The 25,891-nt window shown below is 35.3% G+C and carries 24 protein-coding genes; 6 read left to right on the top strand and 18 right to left on the bottom strand.

Annotated elements, in window-relative coordinates; translation table 11 throughout:
* Positions 1 to 183: 183 nt before the first annotated feature.
* A complete protein-coding gene (locus tag CWO92_RS02350; protein WP_101352561.1) occupies positions 184 to 1,653 on the top strand; it encodes an aminotransferase class I/II-fold pyridoxal phosphate-dependent enzyme in 1,470 nt (489 codons plus the stop codon).
* 79 nt (positions 1,654 to 1,732) lie between these two features.
* On the opposite strand, the gene CWO92_RS02345 is transcribed toward CWO92_RS02350, so the two are convergent.
* The 6 genes from CWO92_RS02345 to CWO92_RS02315 all read right to left on the bottom strand — a co-directional run bounded on the left by CWO92_RS02345 (position 1,733) and on the right by CWO92_RS02315 (position 8,786).
* Positions 1,733 to 1,855, bottom strand: coding sequence for a GapA-binding peptide SR1P (locus CWO92_RS02345; RefSeq protein WP_101352560.1), 123 nt, complete (start codon positions 1,853 to 1,855; stop codon positions 1,733 to 1,735).
* 850 nt (positions 1,856 to 2,705) lie between these two features.
* A complete protein-coding gene (gene lpdA, locus CWO92_RS02335; protein WP_101352558.1) occupies positions 2,706 to 4,118 on the bottom strand; it encodes a dihydrolipoyl dehydrogenase in 1,413 nt (470 codons plus the stop codon).
* Positions 4,119 to 4,124: 6 nt separating this feature from the next.
* Entirely contained in the window at positions 4,125 to 5,429 is a 1,305-nt protein-coding gene (locus CWO92_RS02330; protein ID WP_101352557.1) for a dihydrolipoamide acetyltransferase family protein, read from the bottom strand.
* Positions 5,430 to 5,526: 97 nt separating this feature from the next.
* Positions 5,527 to 6,504 (bottom strand): alpha-ketoacid dehydrogenase subunit beta, encoded by a 978-nt coding sequence (locus CWO92_RS02325; protein WP_101352556.1) that lies wholly within the window; start codon positions 6,502 to 6,504, stop codon positions 5,527 to 5,529.
* A 3-nt stretch (positions 6,505 to 6,507) separates the two neighbouring features.
* Positions 6,508 to 7,620, bottom strand: a complete 1,113-nt coding sequence (pdhA, locus tag CWO92_RS02320; RefSeq protein ID WP_101352555.1) for a pyruvate dehydrogenase (acetyl-transferring) E1 component subunit alpha — start codon at positions 7,618 to 7,620, stop codon at positions 6,508 to 6,510.
* A gap of 524 nt (positions 7,621 to 8,144) precedes the next feature.
* Complete coding sequence (locus tag CWO92_RS02315; RefSeq protein ID WP_233269758.1) at positions 8,145 to 8,786, bottom strand: YkyA family protein; 642 nt, start codon at positions 8,784 to 8,786, stop codon at positions 8,145 to 8,147.
* Positions 8,787 to 9,592: 806 nt separating this feature from the next.
* Between CWO92_RS02315 and CWO92_RS02310 the strand changes: the two genes are divergently transcribed.
* Entirely contained in the window at positions 9,593 to 9,805 is a 213-nt protein-coding gene (locus tag CWO92_RS02310; RefSeq protein ID WP_101352553.1) for a DNA-dependent RNA polymerase subunit epsilon, read from the top strand.
* A gap of 4 nt (positions 9,806 to 9,809) precedes the next feature.
* Entirely contained in the window at positions 9,810 to 11,477 is a 1,668-nt protein-coding gene (gene rnjA, locus CWO92_RS02305) for a ribonuclease J1 (RefSeq protein ID WP_101352552.1), read from the top strand.
* Between the two features lie 37 nt (positions 11,478 to 11,514).
* Here rnjA and CWO92_RS02300 read toward each other — a convergent pair whose 3' ends face one another.
* Together CWO92_RS02300 and CWO92_RS02295 are read right to left on the bottom strand one after the other, a co-directional pair.
* Entirely contained in the window at positions 11,515 to 12,180 is a 666-nt protein-coding gene (locus CWO92_RS02300; RefSeq protein WP_101352551.1) for a potassium channel family protein, read from the bottom strand.
* Between the two features lie 76 nt (positions 12,181 to 12,256).
* Complete coding sequence (locus tag CWO92_RS02295) at positions 12,257 to 13,270, bottom strand: cytochrome d ubiquinol oxidase subunit II (protein ID WP_101352550.1); 1,014 nt, start codon at positions 13,268 to 13,270, stop codon at positions 12,257 to 12,259.
* Between the two features lie 152 nt (positions 13,271 to 13,422).
* On the opposite strand from CWO92_RS02295, the gene CWO92_RS02290 reads away from it, so the two are divergent.
* Positions 13,423 to 14,442: an XdhC family protein gene (locus tag CWO92_RS02290; protein WP_101352549.1), complete on the top strand. Its 1,020-nt coding sequence runs from the start codon at positions 13,423 to 13,425 to the stop codon at positions 14,440 to 14,442.
* A 3-nt stretch (positions 14,443 to 14,445) separates the two neighbouring features.
* On the opposite strand, the gene CWO92_RS02285 is transcribed toward CWO92_RS02290, so the two are convergent.
* The 9 genes from CWO92_RS02285 to CWO92_RS02245 form a co-directional block, all read right to left on the bottom strand.
* Positions 14,446 to 15,084: a response regulator gene (locus tag CWO92_RS02285; protein WP_101352548.1), complete on the bottom strand. Its 639-nt coding sequence runs from the start codon at positions 15,082 to 15,084 to the stop codon at positions 14,446 to 14,448.
* A gap of 1 nt (position 15,085) precedes the next feature.
* Positions 15,086 to 16,129, bottom strand: coding sequence for a sensor histidine kinase (locus CWO92_RS02280; RefSeq protein WP_101352547.1), 1,044 nt, complete (start codon positions 16,127 to 16,129; stop codon positions 15,086 to 15,088).
* On the bottom strand, positions 16,126 to 16,845 hold the full coding sequence (gene liaF, locus CWO92_RS02275; protein ID WP_101352546.1) for a cell wall-active antibiotics response protein LiaF: 720 nt from the start codon (positions 16,843 to 16,845) through the stop codon (positions 16,126 to 16,128). Before liaF ends, CWO92_RS02280 begins: the two co-directional genes overlap by 4 nt.
* Positions 16,846 to 16,966: 121 nt before the next feature.
* Positions 16,967 to 17,611, bottom strand: coding sequence for a PspA/IM30 family protein (locus CWO92_RS02270; protein WP_101352545.1), 645 nt, complete (start codon positions 17,609 to 17,611; stop codon positions 16,967 to 16,969).
* A gap of 88 nt (positions 17,612 to 17,699) precedes the next feature.
* The gene (locus CWO92_RS02265) at positions 17,700 to 18,047 is read right to left on the bottom strand and encodes a lmo0954 family membrane protein (protein WP_101352544.1); all 348 of its coding nucleotides are present in this window, start codon (positions 18,045 to 18,047) and stop codon (positions 17,700 to 17,702) included.
* A 295-nt stretch (positions 18,048 to 18,342) separates the two neighbouring features.
* The gene (locus CWO92_RS02260) at positions 18,343 to 20,133 is read right to left on the bottom strand and encodes an ABC transporter ATP-binding protein (RefSeq protein ID WP_437177502.1); all 1,791 of its coding nucleotides are present in this window, start codon (positions 20,131 to 20,133) and stop codon (positions 18,343 to 18,345) included.
* A gap of 43 nt (positions 20,134 to 20,176) precedes the next feature.
* Positions 20,177 to 21,931 (bottom strand): ABC transporter ATP-binding protein, encoded by a 1,755-nt coding sequence (locus tag CWO92_RS02255; protein ID WP_101352542.1) that lies wholly within the window; start codon positions 21,929 to 21,931, stop codon positions 20,177 to 20,179.
* A gap of 382 nt (positions 21,932 to 22,313) precedes the next feature.
* A complete protein-coding gene (locus CWO92_RS02250) occupies positions 22,314 to 22,769 on the bottom strand; it encodes a TlpA family protein disulfide reductase (protein ID WP_101352541.1) in 456 nt (151 codons plus the stop codon).
* 184 nt (positions 22,770 to 22,953) lie between these two features.
* Positions 22,954 to 23,502 (bottom strand): peroxiredoxin, encoded by a 549-nt coding sequence (locus CWO92_RS02245; RefSeq protein ID WP_101352540.1) that lies wholly within the window; start codon positions 23,500 to 23,502, stop codon positions 22,954 to 22,956.
* Positions 23,503 to 23,758: 256 nt separating this feature from the next.
* On the opposite strand from CWO92_RS02245, the gene CWO92_RS02240 reads away from it, so the two are divergent.
* Both CWO92_RS02240 and CWO92_RS02235 read left to right on the top strand, forming a co-directional pair.
* On the top strand, positions 23,759 to 24,568 hold the full coding sequence (locus CWO92_RS02240; RefSeq protein ID WP_101352539.1) for a mechanosensitive ion channel family protein: 810 nt from the start codon (positions 23,759 to 23,761) through the stop codon (positions 24,566 to 24,568).
* A 105-nt stretch (positions 24,569 to 24,673) separates the two neighbouring features.
* The gene (locus CWO92_RS02235; protein WP_101352538.1) at positions 24,674 to 24,862 is read left to right on the top strand and encodes a hypothetical protein; all 189 of its coding nucleotides are present in this window, start codon (positions 24,674 to 24,676) and stop codon (positions 24,860 to 24,862) included.
* Here the strand turns inward: CWO92_RS02235 and mraY are convergent.
* On the bottom strand, positions 24,822 to 25,778 hold the full coding sequence (gene mraY / locus CWO92_RS02230) for a phospho-N-acetylmuramoyl-pentapeptide-transferase (RefSeq protein WP_437177495.1): 957 nt from the start codon (positions 25,776 to 25,778) through the stop codon (positions 24,822 to 24,824). The genes CWO92_RS02235 and mraY overlap by 41 nt on opposite strands.
* Positions 25,779 to 25,891: the final 113 nt, after the last annotated feature.

The raw sequence follows: 25,891 nt of genomic DNA, 5'->3' as shown, positions 1-25,891 counted from the left end.
ATATTATAATAATAAATTCCTTTTTGGATAAAGTAACTATTTGCAAAGCACGGTTTAAATGCTATAATTCATTTGTTTTATGTAATTATTGCTTATCCTTGATTTATTAAAACAATATTATTAATGTGCAATAATAAAGGATGTAAAAAAAATTCACTTAAGATAAATGAGGTGCTCAACAAATTGTCGCAAAATGAAACTCCTTTATTTACCGGGTTAATGGAACATGCAAAAAAGAACCCTGTTCAATTTCATATTCCAGGGCATAAAAAAGGAACTGGAATTGATCCTGAATTTCGTGAATTTATCGGAGATAATGCTTTATCTATCGATTTGATAAATATTTCACCACTTGATGATTTACATCAACCTAAAGGAATGATTATGAAAGCACAGAGATTGGCAGCAGAAGCATTCGGTGCAGATCATACCTTTTTCTCTGTTCAAGGAACAAGCGGGGCAATCATGACAATGGTAATGGCTGTTTGCGGACCTGGCGATAAAATTATAGTGCCGAGAAATGTTCACAAATCTGTTATGTCAGCAATTGTATTTTCCGGAGCAACTCCCGTTTTCATTCATCCAGAAGTAGATCCGAAGTTGGGAATTTCCCACGGTATTACAACAGAATCTGTATCCAAGGCACTGCAGCAAAATCCTGATGCTAAAGGTGTTCTAGTTATCAATCCAACCTACTTTGGTGTAGCAGCAGATTTAAAGAAGATTGTAGAAATCGCCCATACTTATCAAGTACCGGTCCTAGTCGATGAAGCACATGGTGTTCATATTCATTTTCATGATGAATTGCCGATTTCCGCTATGCAGGCTGGAGCTGATATGGCAGCTACGAGTGTACATAAACTTGGTGGTTCTTTAACACAAAGTTCCATACTAAATGTGCGCGAAGGGCTTGTAAACGTCAGCAGAGTGCAAACTATATTAAGCATGCTCACTACCACATCGACATCCTATATTTTGCTTGCTTCTCTTGATGCTGCACGCAGAAGATTGGCAACAGAAGGAAGGGAATTAATCGACCAGACTATTCGTTTAGCAAATTCAATTCGTGAACAAATTAATGAAATTGACCATTTATATTGTGTAGGGAAAGAAATTCTAGGAACTAAAGCAACGTTTGATTATGATCCGACTAAGCTTATTATCTCAGTAAAGGATCTAGGCATTACTGGATTTGATGCTGAAAAATGGCTGCGTGAGGTATATAATATTGAAGTAGAGTTATCAGACCTTTATAACATATTGTGCTTAATTACTCCTGGTGACACAACAAAGGAAGCAAATATACTAGTTACAGCCCTTCGTGAATTATCTAAACAATTTTCTCATCTTTCTGGGAGAGTTCATATCGAAGTAATGCTTCCAGATATCCCTCTGCTTGCATTATCACCTAGAGAAGCATTTTATTCAGAAACAGAGGTTGTTCCTTTTGAGGAATCAGTAGGAAGAGTCAGCGCAGAATTTATAATGGTATACCCACCCGGCATCCCAATTTTCATTCCAGGAGAAATTATTACGGAAGATAATTTAAAATATATAAAGAAAAATATAGAGGTTGGATTACCGGTTCAAGGACCAGAAGATTTCGAACTAAAAACCTTAAGAGTTATTAAAGAGCATAAGGCAATACGTTAAAGTATCTCCCCTTTCATGGGGAGATTTTTCATTAAAAAAGAGAGTGAATATTCATTACACTCTCATAAATTTTATCTTATTATTCTTCATTCATTATATCTTGGTCACAGCATTCGCAACAATTCGAGTAAAGAATACTGACTTTTTCATCCTCAAAATGATCAATAACAGAGTTACATGATTGACAAACTATAGTCCCCATTTTATTCTCCCTCTCATGATATATTGAAAACGCTTTATTTTCTATAATCATAATAATATATCACATTAGAAATTTCAAGACCATTTTGTATAACACATTTAATCAAATAAGACCAATTAATTCAAATATAATTATAAAAATGCCATCCTAGAGGGTAACATTTGATGTAGGATAAACTGAAGTAAGAAAAATGCAGATAAACTGAGTAAGGTAATGAAAATAGTAATGCGATTTGATTTTACAATCATTCTTGTTAATAAAAAGGCAAGATATAAAAACACAAGAAACATAAGAATTTTGTAAACTAAATGGTCCCGATTGGAAAGCCATTCTGCAAAAGTAAAACCACTCCACACCATTAATTGAAAGAGAAAGGCAACATAGTTTTTCATATTATCACCATCGAATATTAGATGTAATTCTATTAATATTCCTATTATATGCCCTTTACACACTGTTTTAAAACTGAATCCAAGGATTTTAATCAAGCTCCATCTTATTCATCTGCATCGCAATGTCATTCCGTACTATAGAGAGACATACACTAAGGTAAATATCCGTACGCTTCAATAAGTGCTGTTTAATCAAAAGTAAACTACAATTATTTTCACCGGACATAGGTTCCGGTGTTTCTATAAAAAGCCGCTAATTTTTTTTTTTGCGAACAGACAGTACGTCATGGAACGAAAATCATCTAACAAATCACGACGGAATCTAGGATCATAAAGCTCTAAAAATATCCGCTTTTGACATAGATAACGAATAGTTTATTCCCATAAACATATGTATTTAACTTTATAAAAAAAAAACAAAAGCACCCAAAAGGATGCTTTTGTACATAAATGCTTAATTACTTAATAATATGAATTGGAGTTCCAAGAGCTACTTCAGCAGCTTCCATTGTGATTTCTCCTAATGTTGGATGAGCATGAATTGTCATCGCAATGTCTTCTGCAGTCATTCCTGCTTCAATTGCTAGACCAATTTCAGCGATCATATCAGATGCGCTAGGACCGGCAATTTGTCCACCAATAACGAGACCGTCTTCTTTACGTGTTATTAATTTTAAGAAACCGTCTGTGCTGTTTAATGCAAGAGCACGGCCATTAGCGGCAAATGGGAATTTAGCTGCTACTACGTCAATTCCTTCTTCTTTCGCTTGCTTCTCAGTGTAACCAACTGTAGCTAGTTCAGGTTCAGAGAATACAACCGCTGGCAATCCAAGGTAGTCGATTTCAGAAGGATGTCCTGCAATTGCTTCTGCAGCAATTTTTCCTTCGTAAGATGCTTTATGCGCTAAAGCAGGACCAGCTACGATATCACCAATTGCATAGATGTTTGACACATTTGTACGGCATTGTTTATCGATTTTGATAAGACCGCGTTCAGTCATTTCGATGCCAACTTGTTCAAGACCCATTTCATCCGTATTAGGACGACGACCAACTGTTACTAATACATAATCTGCTTCAACTGTTTTTTCTTCACCTTTAGCTTCATATGTTACAACAACGCCATCTTCATTTTCTACTACGCCTTTTGCCATTGCATTAGTAACAATTTCTGCGCCTTTTTTCTTCAAGTTTTTAGAAACAATTGAAGTCATTTGTTTTTCAAAAGCACCTGCAAAAAGTTCAGCACTACCTTCAAGAATGGTCACTTCTGTACCAAAGTTAGCATACGCAGATCCAAGTTCCACACCGATTACACCGCCGCCGATAATTACCAATTTCTTAGGAATTTCTGGCAAGTTAAGGGCACCTGTAGAATCGATAACTCGTTTTGAGTATTTAAATGTTGGAATCTCAATTGGGCGAGAACCAGTAGCGATTATCGCGTTCTTAAATGTATACGTTTGGGCAGATTTTTCATCCATAACACGTAATGTGTTGGCATCTACAAAATAGGCTTCACCTTTTACAATATTTACTTTGTTTCCTTTCAATAAGCCTTCAACTCCGCTTGTTAACTTATTAACAACGGAACCTTTCCATTCTTGGACCTTTGAAAAGTCAACAGTTACATTCTCAGCTGAAATACCAATATCATCTGAATGTTTTGCTGTTTCATAGCGGTGGCCGGCATTAATTAATGCCTTAGATGGGATACAACCAATGTTTAAGCATACTCCACCAAGATTTGCTTTTTCAACAATTGTTACTTTTTGACCAAGCTGTGCTGCACGAATTGCTGCAACATATCCACCAGGGCCTGCACCGATTACTATCGTTTCTGTTTCAATAGGGAAATCTCCAACTACCATTTTTTATTACGCCTCCATTAGTAATAATTCTGGATCGTTCAACAAGCGCTTGATTTGGTTAAGTGCATGTTGAGCGGTTGCTCCATCGATAATACGATGATCAAAGCTCAATGATAATGCTAACACAGGAGCGGCTACAATTTCACCATTTTTTACTACAGGTTTTTCTGCAATACGTCCAATTCCAAGGATAGCAACCTCTGGATGGTTGATAACAGGAGTAAACCATTGACCGCCTGCAGAACCAATATTGGTAATGGTACAAGATGCACCCTTCATTTCATTTGGTGCTAGTTTTCCTTCACGAGCTTTAGTTGCAAGTTCATTAATTTCTTTTGAAATATTAAATACAGATTTACGATCTGCATTTTTCACAACTGGAACCAATAGACCTTTATCTGTATCTGCAGCGATACCGATATTGTAGTAATGCTTTTGAATAATTTCACCTGCTTCATCATCAATTGATGTATTTAAAGTAGGGAAATCACGAAGGGCACTAACAAGTGCTTTCACAACGTAAGGCAAGAATGTAAGTTTAATTCCTTTTTCAGCAGCAATTTCTTTGAATTTCTTACGATGTGCAACTAGTTTTGTTACATCCACTTCATCCATTAAAGTAACATGTGGAGCAGTATGTTTTGAATTTACCATTGCTTTTGCAATTGCTTTACGGATTCCGCTCATTTTCTCACGAGTTTCAGGGAATTCGCCTTCAGGAATTACAACCTGTGCAGCAGCAACTGTTTCTTCTGCAGCTTGTGGTGCTTCTGCTTGCGGGTTAGCTGCTTGGTTTCCACCGTTAGCAAATGCATCAATATCTTCTTTTTGAACACGTCCATTATTTCCTGAACCAGTTACAAGGCGAATATCTACACCTTTTTCACGAGCATATTTACGAACAGAAGGCATTGCAATAACGCGACGATTTGGGTCTACTTCCGCAGTTTTAGGAGCTTCTGAAGTAACGTCTGCAGCAGGTGCTGGAGCCTCAGCCTTTGCTGGTTCTACCTTTTCTTCTGCCTTTGTTTCTTCTTCATCATGATCCCCTTTAAACTTCAGATCTTCGTAACCAGGGGCATCAAATTTAATAAGAACATCACCGACAATAGCAACTGTTCCTTCATCCACTAGAACCTCTTCTACAGTTCCAGCTACTGGAGATGGAATTTCCACTACTGCTTTATCATTTTGTACTTCACAAAGTACATCATCTTCATTTACTTTATCGCCAGGTTTAACAAACCATTTTACGATTTCACCTTCATGAATACCTTCACCAATGTCTGGTAATCTAAATTCAAATGACAATGTTGTTCACCCTCCTATAGTAATATTTTTAAAGTCCATAGCCCTTCTAAATGAAGGGCTACTCTCATATTCTGAATCTAGCGCTTTACATTTAATCTTAGAAATTAAGTACTTTTTTAGCTGTTTCCATAATATCTTTGTGATTAGGAAGCCAAACAGATTCTGCTTGTGAGAATGGATATACTGTATCTGGTGCCGCTACGCGCAATACAGGTGCCTCTAAGCTTAGAATAGCACGTTCATTAATTTCAGCTACAACATTTGCTGCAATACCAGCTTGTTTTTGAGCTTCTTGAACAACAATCGCACGGTTTGTCTTTTCAACAGAAGCAATAATGGTATCTACATCAAGTGGACTGATAGTACGTAAATCCACTACTTCAACAGAAAATCCTTCTTTTTCAAGTTCTTCTGCGGCTTTTAATGATTCATGAACCATTGCACCGTAAGTAATAATGGATAGATCTTTACCTTCACGTTTCACTTCTGCTTTACCAAGTGGAATTGTATACTCTCCCTCTGGAACTTCTTGACGGAAAGAACGATAAAGCTTCATATGCTCTAGGAAGATTACAGGATCATTGTCGCGAATCGCAGAAATCAAAAGTCCTTTAGCATCATATGGTGAAGAAGGAATTACCACTTTTAATCCTGGTTGGGATGCAACAAGACCTTCTAAACTATCTGCGTGAAGTTCAGGCGTATGAACACCGCCTCCAAATGGCGAACGAATCGTAATAGGAGCATGCATGCTACCTCCTGTACGATAACGCCAACGTGCCATTTGACCATTTACAGAGTCCATTACCTCATATAAGAATCCAAAGAATTGAATTTCTGGGACAGGACGATATCCTTGAGTAGCTAAACCAATTGCAAGACCGCCAATACCTGATTCTGCAAGCGGTGTGTCAAATACTCTATCTTCCCCAAATTCTTTTTGAAGACCTTCCGTCGCACGGAATACGCCGCCGTTAACGCCAACGTCTTCACCGAATACCAATACATTCTCATCATTTCTGAGCTCTGTGCGTAATGCATCGGTAATTGCTTGAATCATTGTCATTTGCGCCATGGCTTATTTCGACTCCTTCGCTTTATATAATTCGTTCTGTTCTTGTAGGTTATGAGGAAGCTCCTCAAACATAACAGAAATTAAGTCTGTAACTTTTTGTTTTGGTGTATCATCTGCTTTTTTAATAGCAGCTTTAATATCTTCTTTTGCTTGTTCGATAATTTCGTTTTCTTTCTCTTCACTCCATAGTCCTTTGTTTTCCAAGAACTTGCGGAAACGAACGATTGGATCTTTTTTCTCCCACTCGTTATCTAATTCAGACGTACGGTAACGTGTAGGATCATCTCCTGCCATTGTATGTGGACCGTATCGATAACACATTGTTTCAATTAAAGTTGGACCTTCACCATTAATAGCACGTTCGCGAGCATCTTTAACCGCAGCATATACAGCTAATGGATCCATTCCATCCACTAATTGTCCAGGAATACCTGCAGCAACAGCTTTTTGCGCAATTGTTTTTGCAGCAGTTTGCTTATCGCGCGGAGTAGAAATCGCAAATTGGTTATTTTGAACGACAAAAATAGCAGGAGCTTTGAATGCACCAGCAAAGTTAATTCCTTCATAGAAATCACCTTGTGATGAACCACCGTCACCTGTATATGTAATCGCTACTGCTTTTTTACCACGTTTTTTGATACCTAAAGCAACACCAGCAGTTTGCACATATTGGGCACCGATAATAATTTGTGGAGGAAGTACATTAACACCTTCTGGGATTTTCATTCCTTCAACATGTCCACGGGACCATAAGAATGCTTGATACAATGGTAGACCATGCCATACGATTTGTGGCACATCGCGGTAACCTGGTAAAATAAAGTCCTCTTTTTCTAATGCAAAATGGGATGCAATTTGAGAAGCCTCTTGTCCAGCGGTTGGTGCAACGAAACCTAAACGACCTTGTCTATTTAATGAGATAGATCTTTGATCTAGGATTCGTGAGTAAACCATGCGACGCATTAATTCTTGAAGCTCTTCATCTGATAAATCTGGGACTGCAGATTCATTTACAACTTCACCATTTTCATTTAAGATCTGAAACATCTCAAATTGCTCTTCAATTTTTTCGAGCGTCTTTTTCGGGTCTAATGGTGCTTTTTTTGTTGAAGCCATGTAAAGTCACCTCTTCCTTTCTTATAAAAAATATGTTTAAAATAGTAACTACCGTTTTTACGTTTAGATGAGCCTCACAATTCCTGTTAAAACATCTATATTTAAAAGAATATTTTTGGTTTTGGATATGTGGGACAGCATTCAAAAATAGGTTACCCAAAAACAATAGGAAATAATGTTTTATATAACCTTTTTAATGTAAAAAAACGTACAAACGAAGTAAACCTTTTCAATCTATAAACTGTATTAATAAAAATTCAATTATTATTAATACAATGTGTTAATTCCTCTAATAGATTACATCAAAACTTTTAACCAGTCAATCAATTAAACCATACAAACAATACTTTTCTAACATAACTTTTCAATTTATCTATATTTCAAACTAAAATCTGTACTAGTCGAAATATCATGTCTGTACTATAATACCTTTTTATTCCCCTAAAATATAAAAAACAGGGAAATAAATCCCCGTTTTTTATACTGTATATTAAATAAATAACAGTCTTAAGATAATATCGCTCTTATGAATTGTTTTTGATTCTCGCATGCTTATAAAAATCCAATTTCTTTTCATTATATATTTTGGTTTCATCATTAAATTGTTTATTCGCCTCCATCACTGCGGAGAACAACTTATTAGTTGAATTTATCTGAGCTTCAATATCATTAATCGAAACAGTTTTTTGTTTTAGTAATTCATAAAGTTTTTGATCTGCATCGAGTCCTTTAATATATGCATTGTAAAGCTTCTCATGTGTTTTATAACGTTTTTCCATTAAAGAATATAGACGGAATGCTTCCTCCTTTAAATTTTCATCTTGCAAATCGGATATGATTGATTTCAATTTCATAAATTCTTTTTGAGAGGAAAGCATCGAATCTTGTTCCTTATCCATTCTTTCTTTTCTTTCGCTAATATTTAATAATGCTCTATCTGATAATTTCACAACTTTTTGATAATCTTTCATTCCCAAATTCATAATTTGTTCAAATAGATGTGTCTCTTCCGATTCTAGCTTTGCTAAGGGGGATTGTTCACTTTGAAATCCTTTTTCCTTTGATACAGTTTCTTCTAATATTTGATAGATTTTTTCCTCTGGTTTAGACTGACAACCAGCCATCAAAATACAAAGACTAATACAAATGATACAAAAGCGAATCATTGCCACGATTTATCCTCCTTTATTCGTTGGATTTTAACTATATAAATAATTCTAAATTTTATCAATAGAAGATTGTGTCCTTTTTTTAATAGATTCCCTTCATATTTATGCCTGAATATAGAAGATATGACTTTTTTAATAGATTTGGCATCATGTGTAATATATGTAATACAGGAGAGATTTTATAGGAAACAAAAGTACCAAATATAATTCGAAAAATATTTTTTCATTAACTTATTTAAAATTCATATTAATGGAAGTTCATTGATCCGAGTTATTTTTAATTTGTGAAATCGGCTATTTCTTACCTTTTTGTCTGTCCATTTCCTTATGTAATCCAATATTAGCCAAGAGAGATACTGCTATTTTTACACATACTATGAATAAGAAATTCTTGTCCGCCTTTACTTTCCAGCAGATTTCATTAAAATAATAGGTAGGAGTGATTCGCCATGTTAAAAAGGCTTAGGAAAAAGCTGGCTAAACAATGGAACGATTTACTAAGAAAAAAACAAATTGCATGAAATGCACTTTTCTTCAAATAAAGTCCAATTAAATAAATTCTTCCATCATTTAATGGATTCCATTAAGGAGAAAATGCCTTCCCAAAGAAAATTATTCTTAGGAATATTTTAGAAAACGATTGATAAAAAACGGATAATGAGTTGTCCCTCAACCATGAGGGATTCTTCTTTATAAATTACCTTCATCATTTAATCTAATGATGAAAATAACATGAAAATCTTGTTAACTTTTTATATAATAGAAAAAGTTACAATTGAAAACGGAGTTAGGAGAGAAGAAAGATGATGTATAAAGTGTATTTTCAAGAAGACAAATATGAAGTACCAGTTCGAGAAAAAACAAAAACTATTTTCTTAGAAGCAAATTCGGAACGTGAAGCACGCCAATTACTTAAAGACCGCCCAATTAATATTGAATTTGTACAACTCGTTGAAGGACCGTACTATGAATACGAAAAACAACAAGAATATTTCAAAATAACGGAGATTAGGTAATTATATGAAATTTGTAAAAAACGATCAGACAGCGGTTTTCGCCCTTGGCGGTTTAGGTGAAATCGGAAAAAATACTTATGGCGTACAGTTTCAGGACGAAATTATATTAATTGATGCAGGAATTAAGTTTCCGGAAGATGAATTGCTTGGAATTGATTATGTAATACCTGACTATTCATATTTAGTAAAGAATGTTGATAAGATAAAAGGATTATTCATCACTCACGGACACGAGGACCATATAGGTGGTATTCCTTATCTTCTTAGACAAGTAAATATTCCTATTTACGGCGGAAAGCTTGCGCTCGGACTGTTAAAAAACAAATTAGAAGAGCATGGTTTATTAAGACAAACCACGCTTCACGAAATACACGAGGATGATGTGATCAAGTTTAGAAAAACATCTGTTACCTTTTTCCGAACAACCCATAGCATCCCCGACTCTTACGGAATTGTTGTAAAAACTCCGCCAGGAAACATTGTGCATACCGGAGATTTCAAATTTGATTTCACTCCAGTTGGTGAGCCGGCAAATTTGACTAAAATGGCGGAAATCGGTAAAGAAGGCGTACTATGCCTATTATCCGATAGTACCAACAGTGAAGTTCCAAATTTTACGATGTCAGAAAGACGTGTTGGAGAAAGTATTCAGGACATTTTTAGGAAGGTAGATGGGCGTATCATATTTGCTACATTTGCTTCTAACATACACCGACTTCAGCAAGTTGCACAGGCAGCAGTAGCCAATGGACGTAAAATTGCTGTTTTTGGACGCAGTATGGAAGCAGCTATCGAAATTGGACATGAACTAGGTTATATTCAATGCCCAAAGGATACGTTCATAGATGCTGGACAAATTAATCGTCTACCTGCAAATAAAGTGACGATTCTTTGTACAGGTAGTCAGGGTGAACCAATGGCTGCCTTATCGAGAATTGCCGGTGGTACACACAGACAAATTCAAATCCAGCCAGGTGACACGGTAGTCTTTTCATCATCGCCTATTCCAGGTAACACTATTAGCGTAAATAGAACGATTAACTTATTATATCGTGCTGGCGCCGATGTAATTTATGGACCATTAAATGATATCCATACTTCTGGTCATGGCGGTCAACAAGAACAAAAATTAATGTTGAGATTAATTAAACCAAAATTCTTTATGCCTATTCACGGAGAATACCGTATGCAAAGAATGCACGCTCAACTTGCTATTGATTGCGGTGTTCCAGAAGAAAATTGCTTTATCATGGATAATGGCGAAGTTCTCGCACTCGGCAATGATGTTGCACAGGTAGCTGGAAAAATACCGTCTGGAAATGTTTATATTGACGGAAACGGTATTGGAGATATCGGTAATATTGTATTGCGCGATCGCAGAATCCTTTCAGAAGAAGGACTTGTAGTAGTTGTTGTTTCCATTAATATGAATGAATTTAAGATTGCATCTGGTCCGGATATCATTTCGAGAGGTTTTGTCTACATGCGTGAATCCGGTGATTTAATTAACGAAGCACAAAGTTTAATTACAAAGCATTTAAATAAAGTGATGGAAAGAAAAACATCGCAGTGGACGGAAATTAAAAATGAAATAACGGATACACTCGCACCGTTCCTATACGAAAAGACAAAACGTCGACCTATGATTATGCCGATTATTATGGAGGTTTAATCAGGCGAAAAAAAATGGCAGCTACACTGCCATTTTTTTATTTATCTAATAATAGATCCTTTTCAAAGCGATTAATATTTTCTATTTCACCAATGACGATTAATACATCATCTCGCTCTATTACATTATGGGCTTGGGGTGAAACTATGACAGAGGCCCCTCTTCTTATAGCTACGATTGTAATCCCATATTTTGCACGAATATTAAGATCAAGAATAGTATTTCCTGCTAGTAAATCATTGGATGCAATTTCCACTATACTATATTTATCGGAAAGCTCAATATAATCTAAAATACTTTTGGAAACAATATTATGTGCGATTCTTTTTCCCATATCTCTCTCTGGGTGCACAACATTATCTGCTCCAATCTTATGCAGAACTTTTGCGTGATAATCATTTTGTGCCTTAGCGGTAACTCTCTTTACCCCTATTTCCTTCAGCATTAAGGTAGTAAGAATACTTGCTTGTATATCTGCACCAATCGCTACAATCACATGATCAAAATTACGGATCCCTAAACTTTTTAGGACTGTTTCATCTGTTGAATCTGCAATAACGGCATGTGTAGCAATTGAAGCAAATTCATCAATTCGTGCTTCATCGCGATCGATTACTAAAACTTCCATTCCCTGTTCTATTAACGCCTTACATATACTTCCCCCGAATCGACCTAAACCAATCACAACAAATTCTTTTTTCACTGCCATTCCCCTTTTCTATTTCTTCTACTATTCTAGCAACCATTATATAAATATAATCGAAATAGTTGGTATTTCATTATTTCTTCCTTTTATTATAATCCGCATCAAATAGAAATAGTTTCATTAATAGGTATAACGCAGGAATAAGTAGGCATAGACTTGCAATAAACGCAAAGACAAGCGCAGTTCCCATTGATGGGTTTGTTACACTAGCATGAATCGTGATGAATGGATAGAGAATGTAAGGCAAATGTGATGCTCCATACCCGAAAAAGGCAAAAAAGAACTGCAGCATAATCATTATAAATGCTGTTCCAAACAGTTTACGTTTATGGATTAAAAAAGAAGCTATCATGAAAAATATAAGCGATAATCCAAACATCCACCATAAATGCATTGCCTTTTCAAAATGTTTGCTATTATGTTCGTTCAAAGCAATAAAAACAAGAAAACTCGCGATAATAGTGGGAGTACTCCAAAATAAAGCAAACTTTCTTAAAATTTCTCTTGCTTCAATATCATTTGCCCGATCTGCATAAAAGGTTAGAAATCCTGCACTAATAAATAATACGGAAACAATAGCAAGAAATACCACACTCCATGAATATGGACTCAAAAACAATTGCTTCGCCAAAAAATCTACATGGACGCCTTTTTGAGAAAGAAAGCCTCCCTCCGATATCGTTAAAGCAGTCGATAGAGATGCAGGTATTAACAGTCCTGTTGCCCCATATACAAATAAATAAGGAAGATTATCTTTTGATCCGTAATTTCCAAATGCATAGAACGAGCCTCTAATCACAATTAACAATAATGCAATACTACCTGGAATCAGTAATGCCGTTCCAAAGTAAAAAGCCGTATCCGGAAAAAATCCAACCAATCCTACTAGGAAAAAGACAAAGAAGACATTTGTTACCTCCCAAACAGGCGATATATACCTTCTAACCAAATGGTTTATAATATGGTCCTGTTTAGTCCATTTCCCATAAAAAGCAAAAAAACCAGCGCCAAAATCAATCGAGGCTACCATTAAATATCCATATAGAAATATCCAAAGGGCTGTGATTCCTAATACTTCTAAACTCATGTCCTCCACCCTTTCCAAAACAACAACACCAAATTGATGAAGAAGGATTTCTTATTTCATTATATCTATTTTATCAAAGAAAATAATCTTTTCCATTTTTGCATACTCATTAATAGGATGGAAAGTTTTCAAATTATTTGAGGTGAAATGACTTGAATGACCTATGCAGAATATTAGAACAAGTGGAGAGATGTGAAAAGGATAAATTAGCACTAGCTACCATTATACGTATTCATGGATCTTCTTATCGAAAAATTGGTGCAAAAATGCTGTTTTGGGAGGATGGGAGGCGTTTTGGAAGCATCAGTGCCGGCTGCTTAGAAGATGATTTGGCTATTCACTCCATTGAGGTTATGAAAACCCAACGCTCCAAAAGAGTCATTTATGATTTGCAGGATGAAGAAGATTTTACATGGGGTGTTGGATGCAATGGGAAAATAGAAATTTTTATTGAGCCGTTTATTTACGATTCCAATATATCTACACTCAAAAAAAATTTATTTAATGGTAAAAGAATCATTACGATTAAGCCTCTTATAAATAAACAGAAGCATGAGACATATCTCTTTACATGGGAGGGCCAGCAGATCACTAATGAAAAAAAGAAATTGGACATCGATATTTCACGACTCCTTTATGCTTTTATACATTCAACTGATAAAGTAAAAATTGCCACAATTTCTGGGGACGACTTTTTACTTGAAAAAAATTATCCCAAAAACCAGTTATATATTTTTGGAGCTGGACCCGATGCAGAGCCTCTTGCAAGGCTTGCTTCCAGCTTGGATTTTTCGGTAATAATGATTGATCCCCGTGAAAGCCGATGTAATCGAGACTTTTTTCCAACTGTTGAAAAGTTAATAAACGATCATCCATCTGTATTTTTTCAACATCATACAATAAATGACTCCGATTTTGTTATTATTATGAACCATCACTTCCAAAGGGATAAACAAATATTAGAGAACTTACCATTTGAGAAAACCGCATATATCGGCATCTTAGGGTCGAAAAAACGGACTGAAAGATTAATAAGTACGTTAAATTCAGCACAGAAAAAGAAAATCCATTTTCCCATTGGATTAAATATTTATGCAGAGGGTCCCGATGAAATTAGTGTAAGCATTATGGCACAAATAATTGAGGTCCGTCATCAATTATTAAGCATATAGCTGTTACGATTCTTTAATTAATTGATGTTTAAATGCGTAGATAACAGCTTGTGTCCGGTCTTGCACCTCAAGCTTGCTTAAAATATTACTTACATGTGTTTTAACTGTCTTTAGCGCTATAAACAATTCATCTGCAATTTCTTGATTGGATTTACCTTCTGCCATTAATAGAAGGATTTCAATTTCGCGATTTGTTAGATCATCATGCAGCGGGCGTTTATTCCCTTGCTTCATTCGCGTCATCATTTTTCCGGTTACCTGCGGTTCCAAAACAGATTGCCCCGCATAAGTTGAACGAACTGCTTCGGCAATTTCACTTGCCTTTGAGGTTTTTAACATGTAACTTGTAGCACCTGCTTCTAAAGCAGGATAAACTTTTTCATCGTCAAGAAAACTAGTTACAATAATTATTTTTGCTTCCGGCCATTCCTTCAGAATCGCTTTCGTTGCTTCAATACCATCCATACCACCCATTACTAAATCCATTAAGATTATATCAGGGCGTAAGGTCAGCGCTAACTCCACGCCCTTTTCCCCGCTATCTGCTTCTCCAACAACTTCAATATCCTGTTGAATGGATAAAAAAGCAGAAACTCCAATTCTAACCATTTCATGATCGTCAACTAATAATACCTTTATCATCTTATCCCATCCTTTCCGCTTCAATGATCGGCACTCTTACTTCAATACTAGTTCCTTTTTGCGGAAAGCTAATCATTTTTACTGTTCCGCCAATTTCCGCTGCCCTTTCACGAATATTTTGCAATCCGTATGAACCTGCTTTTTCCTTACCCATTTCATAACCAATACCATTGTCAATTATTTTAAGCAGTACAAATTGCTGACGATTTATTAAGTGAAGCTCCAGTAATTTTGCCTTTGCGTGACGAAGTGTATTAGAAATTGATTCCTGAACAATTCTGAATAAATGATCTTCCACTCCTTTATCCAAGTGTACATCATCGATATTATATGTTACCTTCATTGGAAGTTTAGCGGTTAATTCAAGAAGCAACTCTTCTATCCCTACTTTTAACGCTTTCCCTTCCAATTGTATTGGTCGTAAATGCAAAAGAAGTGCTCTCATTTCGGATTGAGATTCACTAATGATTTCTTCCACTAAGTTCATTTGCTTTTTTATTACTAGGGAGTCAGGGTTTGGATTTTGATTTATAGCTGACAAAAGCATATTAGCAGCAAACAATTGTTGGCTAACAGAATCATGCAATTCTCTTGCTAGACGATTTCTTTCCTGAGACAACACTTCCTGCTTCATTTTCTCACTCCAATCAGCTTTTTCACTCGCTAATTTTTGTGATGCTTTCACTTGATTCTCGAATCTCTTCTGAATAGCGGATAACCTTTCGTAAAGATAGGAAATCTCCTTTATTTTCTCTTGTGGGAGTCCTGAAGCATGAAAATCCCCTTTTTCCAGCTCCACTAAATTGGAACCTACTTCCTCCAGTTTCTTTTTCACAAAGAATCCTATTACTAATCCAAAAATGCCGCCGACAATTAAACTCGTTAATAGGATAAAAACGACAACTGGAATAAGAAAAATTTGCGTAAAAAAAAGCGCCTGATACCAATCAGTCTGGACGGATATACAATAGATGACTGTCGTGAAGGTAGCAATAATAATGGAAAAGGAACAGAAATAGTATATAAAGGATCTTTGTATACTCATATATGTTTCACCTCAATATCTCCAAAGGAAATTGAAGTGATAATTTTCACTTTTCTAGTTGCATCATTAAAGTTATCAGAGTAGCATATAATATTTTGGTTTAGTAATTTTTCTTGTTTACCGTGCAACTTTATGTTACCTGTAAATGTTGAATGATTGATGGAATACCCCACATCATATGGTATAAGTAATTGAATGTTACCAATGAGCCCTCTTACAATTACAATGGATTCTCCTAATGGAAGCATTGTCATACTTAAGTCGATTACCGTGTCTCCAATCCCTGTTTGAATATTGATATCATCCCATTCAAAGACATGATTAACTACCTTCTGACTGCCGAACAGCTTATTCGTGATAAATGGCTGTTTTCTGTACATTTTTCTTTCAGATAATGGCTCTATCGTTTCAACCTTTATCGTTTTTGCTAGTTTCTTCTTTTTCCTGTACTTAAAAAAATAGAAAATTAGTAAACAAAAAAGGATGAACTTAAAAAAGAAGGTAGATATAACGATAATGACCGCAATGGAGATGCCTACGATGAGACAAATCATTCCTGTGGTAGTCCCGCTCTTTTTGTTTGCGAAATAAATTAAAATTGCGGCAAAAGCGAGTCCAAATAAAGAATCAGTTCGAAACGATATTTCAAATAATATTCCAATAATGGCAACAATGATTATCCAGGAAAGAGATGTATGTTCAAATAGTTTTTTCATTTGCTGCCTCCTTTTGCCTCTTTAAAAGAATACCTTCGATAGAAATAGCGTAATCTCCCTTTATTGTAAAGGGAGATATGATATTCTGAATATACCCGTCTTTAATATTACCATGTACACTCTATTCATTAACAGATATTTCTTGATTTTTTAGTTCCTTTTCTAATTGGCTAATTCGAGCATCCAACACGCTTTTCTCATATCCGGTATTGATACGGGTCTCAAGATGTTCCATATACCTTTCTGTCTCCTCAAATCTTGATGCTGCCTTCCCCATAATGGAGTCATCTAGAACATAATGAATCTTTTCATTCACCTTTATTACATTTTCACGACCCATTAGCTCTAATCTTTTAATGTTCATATCTTTCAATTTGAGCTTCATTTCTCGATGTTTGCGTTCTAAATTTTCTAATTGAGTAACTGCTTGTTCATATGCAAGCTGAAGCCTCTTCGCTTGTTCTCTATATCGGCCCTCTTCCTCTAATGCTACATCATGCAATTCTGGTTCATTTGCTAATTTTGCTATCTCCGCTTGCTTTTTGCGCTTATCTGCTAAGTATTCTGCTTGCTTCCATTCCTTTATAAATTCTTCTTTTAACATATACTGGCGCTCGATTAATCCCGCAACTTTTTTTGTTTCATTTTCGCTTTCCCTTAAATATTGATTTAAGAGTGAGATTGGATTTTTCTGTTCCCTCTTATCTAATACCTCATGTAAGTCAGCCATTACAGTATTTTTAATTCTTTCTAATAGATTTGTCATTTTTATTCTCCTTTGCATTTTTATAGTCTAACTACAGAGCCTTTCGACTAGTAGATTTCATCGCGGTCATAGGGAAGACTTTTCAAATTTAATATTTTTTCTTTAGTTCCTCCCACTGACGATCAAAGTTATCAAATGGGCTTTCACTTGTCTGTACTACATTCGCCTCTTTTTTCCAGTGTTTATATCCAACATAAAGCAGATAGATAGCTAATATCCCGGCTAATGCTGGTAAACTTGCTAAGACTGCAGCTAATCCCACGACTCCAATTAAAGCCCAAAGCAACTTACCCCAAAAAGAATGTGATTTTAAAAATTGTTTAAATGAGATATACACGACAATTAAGCTAATCGCAAGACCAATGATATGGCCTAGACTAGATAAAGCAACAATAGCTAAAATCACCGCCAAACTAAACATCAATACCTTTTTCATGTTATTTCCTCCTTTCGATATACTTATCATAAAAAATATCGACAGAATCCATAACAATCTCAGGCTTTATTTTTTATTAGGACTTAAGACGTATAAGAAAACCGCAGTAGCCTTGCACATCAGAGTTTCCTGGGCTATTGTAATTTAAAGTGCAATAATTTTACCGGACGTTCACTTTTCGTAGGGAGGATAGACGTAGCATTACGCAAGAAGGTAAGCCCTGAGCTAGAAAAATAATTTTAATAACACATAAAAAAAAGGGAACAACCGTGAAGTCGTTCTCCTTGTTTCTTACCTATTTTTCTTCTAATACTTTAAATTGTGCCTTAACTAATCGGAAATATTCCCCTTGATATTTCATTAATTCATCATGATTTCCCTCTTCAATAATGTTTCCGTGATCAAGAACGAAGATCTTATCTGCTTCGCGAATCGTAGAAAGCCGGTGGGCGATAATGACAGATGTTCTTCCTTGTAATAAAGTTTTTAAGGCTAATTGAATTTGAACTTCTGTCTCTGTATCAATACTTGCTGTTGCCTCATCTAAAATAATAATTTTCGGATCTGCGAGTAATGCGCGAGCAAAGGATAATAGCTGACGTTCCCCAACTGAAAGGATATTTCCTCTTTCCTCTACTTGTGTTTCATATCCGTTCGGAAGTTTCTCGATAAAATGATGCGCACCAATTGCTTTTGCAGCATTTATTGCTTCCGCATCTGTTGCATCAGGACGGCCAAACTTTATATTTTCCATAATGGTCCCTGAAAAGATAAATGTATCCTGAAGCACTACACTAATTTGATTTCTCAAACTGCGTAATGTAATATCACGCAAATCATGACCATCTATTTTCACACTTCCGCCGGTCGGATCATAAAAACGGCTGATTAGGTTAGCTATCGTTGTTTTACCAGAACCAGTGTGACCAACAAGCGCTATAGTTTGACCCGCCTTCATTTCAAGATTTATACCATTTAATGCTTTTCGTCTTTCATCGTATGCAAATTCAACATTTTCAAATACAATATGTCCTTTAATATCTGATAATGATTTTGCACTACCTCTTTCATTTACGAGCGGCATTTCATCTAAGTATTCAAAAATTCGTTCCGAAGAAGCCATTGCTTGTAATAACTGGTTATATACTTGCCCCATTCTGGATATTGGCTGCCAAAACATGCCTAAGTAAAAGGCAAAGGAAACAAAAGCACCTAATCCTAGTTGGCCACCTTGAATTAAATGAACCCCATACCAAATTAAAACCGCAGATCCCACGGCGTTTGTTAAGTCTACCATCGGGCGGAACATTGCCGATCTTCTTGTGGCATTTTTCCATGCCTCATAATTCTCGTAATTTACACCATCAAAGAACGCCATGTTCTCTTTTTCTTGTGTAAAAGCTTGGGTCACACGAATTCCTTGAATGCTTTCATTTAAATGCGAATTTAGCTTTGATTGCTTTAATCGCATATATTGCCAACCCATACGAATTTTTTTTCTAAGCTTTGTCGAAATCAAGAACATAATCGGCAAAATAATGATAATGGCCAAGGTCATTTGAGGACTTAAGGTAAATAGAATGACAATAACTCCTACCAGCATTAACATATCCATTAATAAATTGATGACCCCGTTTGTAAACAAATCCTGCAAGGAGCCTGTATCATTCATAATCCGCACGAGAATGGAACCGGCAGATCGTTTGTCGAAAAAATTATGGGATAATCCTTGCACATGTGTGAATAAATCTTTTCGTATATCATAAATAACATTTTGTCCAAGCCTATTTAACCAGCGAATTCGTAATATCCCGGCAATATAAGAGAGTATAAATAGGACCGAAATAATCACAATAATGGTAGTTAAAAACGAACCATCTTTTTTATCAATTCCTTTACCGATTGCGTATACTCCTATTAGGGTAGGAATAATAAGACGGATTATGGTATTCAATAATACTGTTATAAATGATTTTAATACTAATGTTTTTAAGTATGGTTTAACATAACCCAAAAGGCGAAGCATCTGTTTCCAGTTAAATGGTTTATCAATTAGTTGTTCAGATGAATAGTGAAACCTCTCCATCACTTTTGGATTAAGTTTTTTTGTTTTTTCCACCTATTTCACCTCACCCTGTTTGTGCTTGAAGTATTGCTTGTTGGTCTTTGTATTGTATTTTGTAAATTCTTTCATACGGTCCGCCATTTGATAGTAACTCTTCATGTTTTCCTCTTTCGACAATTTTTCCATCTTCAAATACAAGAATTTCATCTGCGTGTTTTAGCGATGAGATTCTATGTGCAATGATAAAGGTAGTTCGATCCTTCATTACTTCGCGAAGTCCTTCTTGTATTTTGAACTCTGTATCCATATCTACGGCACTTGTAGCATCGTCCAAAATAAGAATACTAGGATTTAGACAAATCGCACGGGCAATGGCAATTCTTTGTTTCTGTCCTCCTGATAATCCAAGCCCACGCTCTCCAAGCATAGTGTCATATCCATCAGGCAATTCCATGATAAAATCATGTGCTTGTGCAAGCTTTGCTGCATGAATAATTTCTTCCATCGTTGCATCTGGCCGACCATAAGCAATATTTGATTTTATTGTGGAAGAGAATAAAAAGGATTCTTGCAATACAAATCCAATATTATAGCGCAGGGAATGAAGGGAATAATCTGAAACAGGACGACCATCAATGAGAACCTGACCTTCAACCGGTTCATAAAAGCGTGTCATCAGCTGTGTGATAGTTGTTTTCCCAGAACCTGTCGCTCCAATAAGACCGATTACTTTTCCTTTTTCTGCTTTAAAATTAACATCTTTTATTGCTTCATTGTCATCTCCAAAATATTTAAGCGTAACATGTTGAAATTCAACATCTCCATTCAAATGTTCTACGTTTAATGCATTTTCCTTATCATATATTTCCTCGTCGGCTTCTAAAATCTCTAATAATCGCTCCCCGGATGCTTTTGATTGGGAGAACATATTAATAGTAAAACCAAGATTAATAATTGGCTCAATGACATATCCAACTAAACTATAAAATGCAACAAGCTCTCCTGGCGAAAGCTTATCGTGAATAACTAGGTAACCTCCATAAGCTAAAATAATGATGATGCAGGCATTACCTATTAGTTCCATCAACGGAAAGAACTTAGCCCATATATTGGATGTAGTAATTTGTCTATCTTTATAATCCACATTGGACAGGTTAAATTTCGAATTTTGAAACTCTTCCCGAGATAAAGATTTAACAGTATTGATACCACTAATATTTTCTTGTACATTCGTGTTCAATTTACCAAATGATTTTCTAATTCCTCGAAATGCTGGATGGATTAATTTATCAAAGCGGTAAACAACTGCTGCCAAAAACGGTAAAGAGATCATAGTCATAAATGTTAATGAAACAGAGTAGTAAAACATGACACCAAAGCAGATTGCCAGTGTGAAAATAAACCTTAATAATTCACTGAATCCAAAAGATAAAAAGAAACGAAATCCTTCAACGTCAGATGTTAGCCTTGACATTAAATCTCCTGTTTTTGCGTTATCATAATATTTAAATGGTAAGAATTGCAGCTTTTTATAAAGTTCATTCCGCATACGGTAAACGGAAGTAATTCCAAACATATCACCCGTATATTGCTGAATAAATGTAGCTACCCCTTTCACAATCATGATACCGATGAATCCTAATGCCAAATATGGTATCCAGCTGTATTTTTTTCCTACAACCCCTTCGTCAATGGTTATTTGCAGAATGATTGGATAGACAATTGTAATAGCATTAACAAACAATAGGAAAATCATTGATGTTATAAACAAATGTTTGTAAGGCATATAAAACTGTTTAAGCTTTTTAAATGTCTCCACAAAATTCCCCCCCGATGTAAATTTTTAATTGAACGTAATTATAAATATATCGGGTTTCGAAATATTTTTCCACATTTTTATCCCAATTTTTTAAATTTTTTTAGATATTGATATGTTCCGTTTTTTTAAAAACCAATTTAGTTCTTTTCACTTAGATTTTTTTATTTTCCTTGGTTCATTTCGTAAAGTTTGTTGCTTTATACTTAAAAGAAACACAAGGAAAAAAGAGCTAAAACTTAGCTCTTTTTGGTAATTTGAATCACTTAAAAGCAACTGTTCGGATTTAGTCGATGACTCCAAAAGAACACTTCCTATCCTTATGTCCCTTTTAAGGTAATATGACTAAAAAAAGATAACTGCATTCAGTTATCTTTAAATCTCTTTATATTCCAGCATCCATTTCATCGAGTACACGGTTTACTCGTTTTTCTAGCATCTTCATCCCGCTGCCCCCTGCTTGAAAATGGCGAAGATTTCCCTCTTTATCAAATACATAATAAGCAGGTACATATTGATTTTCAAAAACGTCAGTTAGTTTATGTTCACTGTCTACAAAAATAGGCTGTGTTATTCCATGTTCCTCTGCCACATGCTTAATTTCTTCTATATTTAAATCGTCTTCAGAGCGTGGCATATGCACAGCAAGCACATTTAATGTATCCTTATATTTAACACGAAATTGATTAACATGCGGCATTGCTTCTTTACAAAGATGGCAACTAATAGACCAAAAATGAATTAATGTGGGTTTCTCCCCAACCAGTTCAGAGCGAGTAACTTCCCCATTAATCCAGGCAGTTGCCCCTGTTAATTCTGGCATTGGTTCACGAAGCTTCATTCACCATTCCTCCATGTTAGCATCCCTTTTTATAAGACTCTTTTTGTATATTTGATTACGAACATAATTTAAATCCTATATTAGACTTAGTTTCGAGATATCTTTTTCTAATCTGCAAGTAGGAAATTATATGCTATTCTACACATGTGCAATCAAGTTTATAATAAAGAGCCTTTATGCACCATTAAACATTTAAAGTAGCTTGTCCTGGTTTCCAATTTGCTGGGCAAAGTCCACCAGTCTGCAGCGCCTGAAGGACACGTAATGTTTCTTCTACAGAACGACCAATATTATTATGGTTCACCACTTGGTACATTAATTCACCCTCTGGGTTAATGATAAATAGTCCTCGAAGTGCAACCCCCTCCTCTTCTATAAGAACACCATAATCGCGAGATACCTTATGATTGTGATCTGCAGCGAGCGGATAATTTAAATCACCTAGACCGTTATCTTTACGATCTGTTATGATCCATGCCAAATGAGTATGTATCGTATCAGTAGATACACCAATTACTACTGCATCCAGATCTTCAAATTCATCGTAGCTGTCTGATAATGCAGTTATTTCTGTCGGACAAACAAATGTAAAATCCATTGGATAGAAAAATAACACTGTCCATTTATCATTTTTCATATTTTCTTCTAAACTAACTTTACCAAATTCTTTATTTGGCATTACCGCTTCCATTTCAAAGCGCGGGGCTTGTTTTGCTACCATGCGTTCCGCCATAAAGCATCCCTCCATAGTTAAAGATATTGGAATTACTAGGTAAAATAATAAAATTCTTATTGCTGAAATTTCGCCAACATCACTTTTTGTACCCTTATGTTTTTCCCGTTTTTATTAAAAAATAAACAAATATATTAAATGATAGTTAAAAACCATTTATTCCATAAGTAAATGTTGTATGATAATGTGATGAATATATCCGTTCTCATTAGTAAGAGAATGGACAACAACGGAAATGAGAGAGAGGAAGAAATAGATGGATTTTATAGTACAGAATGTAATGAAATTTGATTGGATGGCACTGTTAGTAAAAGTAGGAACACTCGTACTGAAAGTCATTGTCACTTATATCATCTACATCATTATTAAGGCGATTGGTAGGAAAATTATTCATACAGCTTTTATTAACCATGCGAAAAACCCGCTTGTCTCTACCAGCCGTTCAAAAACATTGGAAAGTTTATGTGAAAATTTATTTTCCTATGTATTGTTTTTTATTTTCTTTGTAACCGTGCTTCAACTATTTGATATAGAAGTTACCGCACTATTAGCAGGTGCAGGCATTGTTGGATTAGCGATAGGTTTTGGCGCACAGGGATTAGTAAGCGATGTGGTTACTGGTTTCTTTTTATTGCTGGAGAGACAAGTAGATGTAGATGACTACGTGACAACGGGAAGCTTTTCAGGAGTCGTCGAACAAGTCGGTCTACGGACTACAAAGTTACGCTCGATGGATGGAACTCTTCATTTTATTCCAAACCGTTTAATAACAAGCTTAAGTAACCATTCTAGGGGTAATATGCAGGCATTAGTAGATATTACGGTTAGTGATAATCCTAATATCGATGATGCAATGAATATAATTCAAAAAGCATGCGACACTTTAAAACTCCATGATGAGGATATTGTAGAAGGACCCAATGTTTTAGGAGTTCAATCCTTTAGCTCATCTGATATTGTCCTCCGTGTTATTGCAAAAACAAAGAACGGAAAACAAGCGGATGTGGAAAGAAAAATAAGGAAGATCATTAAAGAAACATTAGATGAACAAGTAGCAGAAGCATAATATTTTCAAAAAGGACTAGGCATAGAAAAAATGCCCAGTCCTTTTTGCTAAGAGCCCAAACAATTTATTTCCTGCTCCTTATAATAACTAAAAGGAGTGTGTGTCATGGAGATAATAACGATTTATTTATTATTCGGGATTATGATTAGCGGATTTTTTATGATAATTGCTGATTTTCACCCATGGAAGCTTTTTGCCATTGTATGTATCGCATGGCTGCCCTTTTTCTTTATTGGAACAATGATTACTGCATTTATAGATTTAAAAAGAATCTCCAATAAATTAAACAAATAAACGTACAGATCCAAGAAATGAAACCGAAAACAATCACAATCATATTTTCCGACCAGCCGTATTTTAACCCGAAATGAAAATGAATAGGCGTCATTCGGAAGATTCGTTTACGAGTCAACTTAAAATAGCTTACTTGCATAATCACCGATAGTTGTTCTGCAAAATAAACAAAAAACAAAATGGGAATAATGATTTCGACTTTTTCATAAACAGCTAAAAAAGCAAGTGAACCGCCAATTGCTAAAGAACCTGTATCCCCCATAAATGCTTTTGCAGGATATATATTATAGATAAGAAAGGCAAGGACACAAGCGATCATCATCAAACAAAAAATTTGCACTTCGATACTATCCGTGATGATGTAAAAGAAAAAATACGTTGGAATACAAACAACACCTAAAAGTCCGTCCATACCATCTGTAAAATTAATAGCATTTGCTGAACCTATTACAAATAACCCAACAATGATTATATAGACGATCATTGGCAAAGAAATAACTAGATTACTTGTTATTCTGATGTTTGTATCAATGCCTAAAATAGATACTAAATAATAAAGTAATACTCCAGTAAATAAAAATTGAAAGACTAATTTCGTTTTACCAGATATCCCACCAGGATCTTGTCTGGATGCTTTCCAAAAGTCATCCCAAAAACCAACTAAACCAAATAAAAAGTAGGTAATAGCAAGAAATATCATCAATGGAGAATGGTTAAATAATAATGCAATCATTACACCTATGGAAAAAATACTCCCTGTCATTAAGGGGGTTCCCTTTTTTAATTGATGGTCTGCTGGCAGTTCTTTTCTAATTGGCTGCGTTAAGCCTAATTTTTTTAATAAAAGAATGAAAAATGGGCAAAGAATGGATACAGACGCAAAAGATAAAATTGCAGGCATAAATGAACCTACCACTATAGGTCCTCCTTTTTCTATATATTCACATTTATCAGCATACAGTAAATAGTTGGAACTTTCTACTTTTATTTTAAACAACCTCAAATATTATGATAATATGCAATTAACGT

Origin of the sequence: Heyndrickxia camelliae, assembly GCF_002844575.1 — a bacterium.
Classification (GTDB): Bacteria; Bacillota; Bacilli; order Bacillales; family Bacillaceae_C; genus Margalitia; species Margalitia camelliae.
Note: the sequence above shows the minus strand (reverse complement) of the source record. Positions and strands in the feature narration are given on the sequence as shown.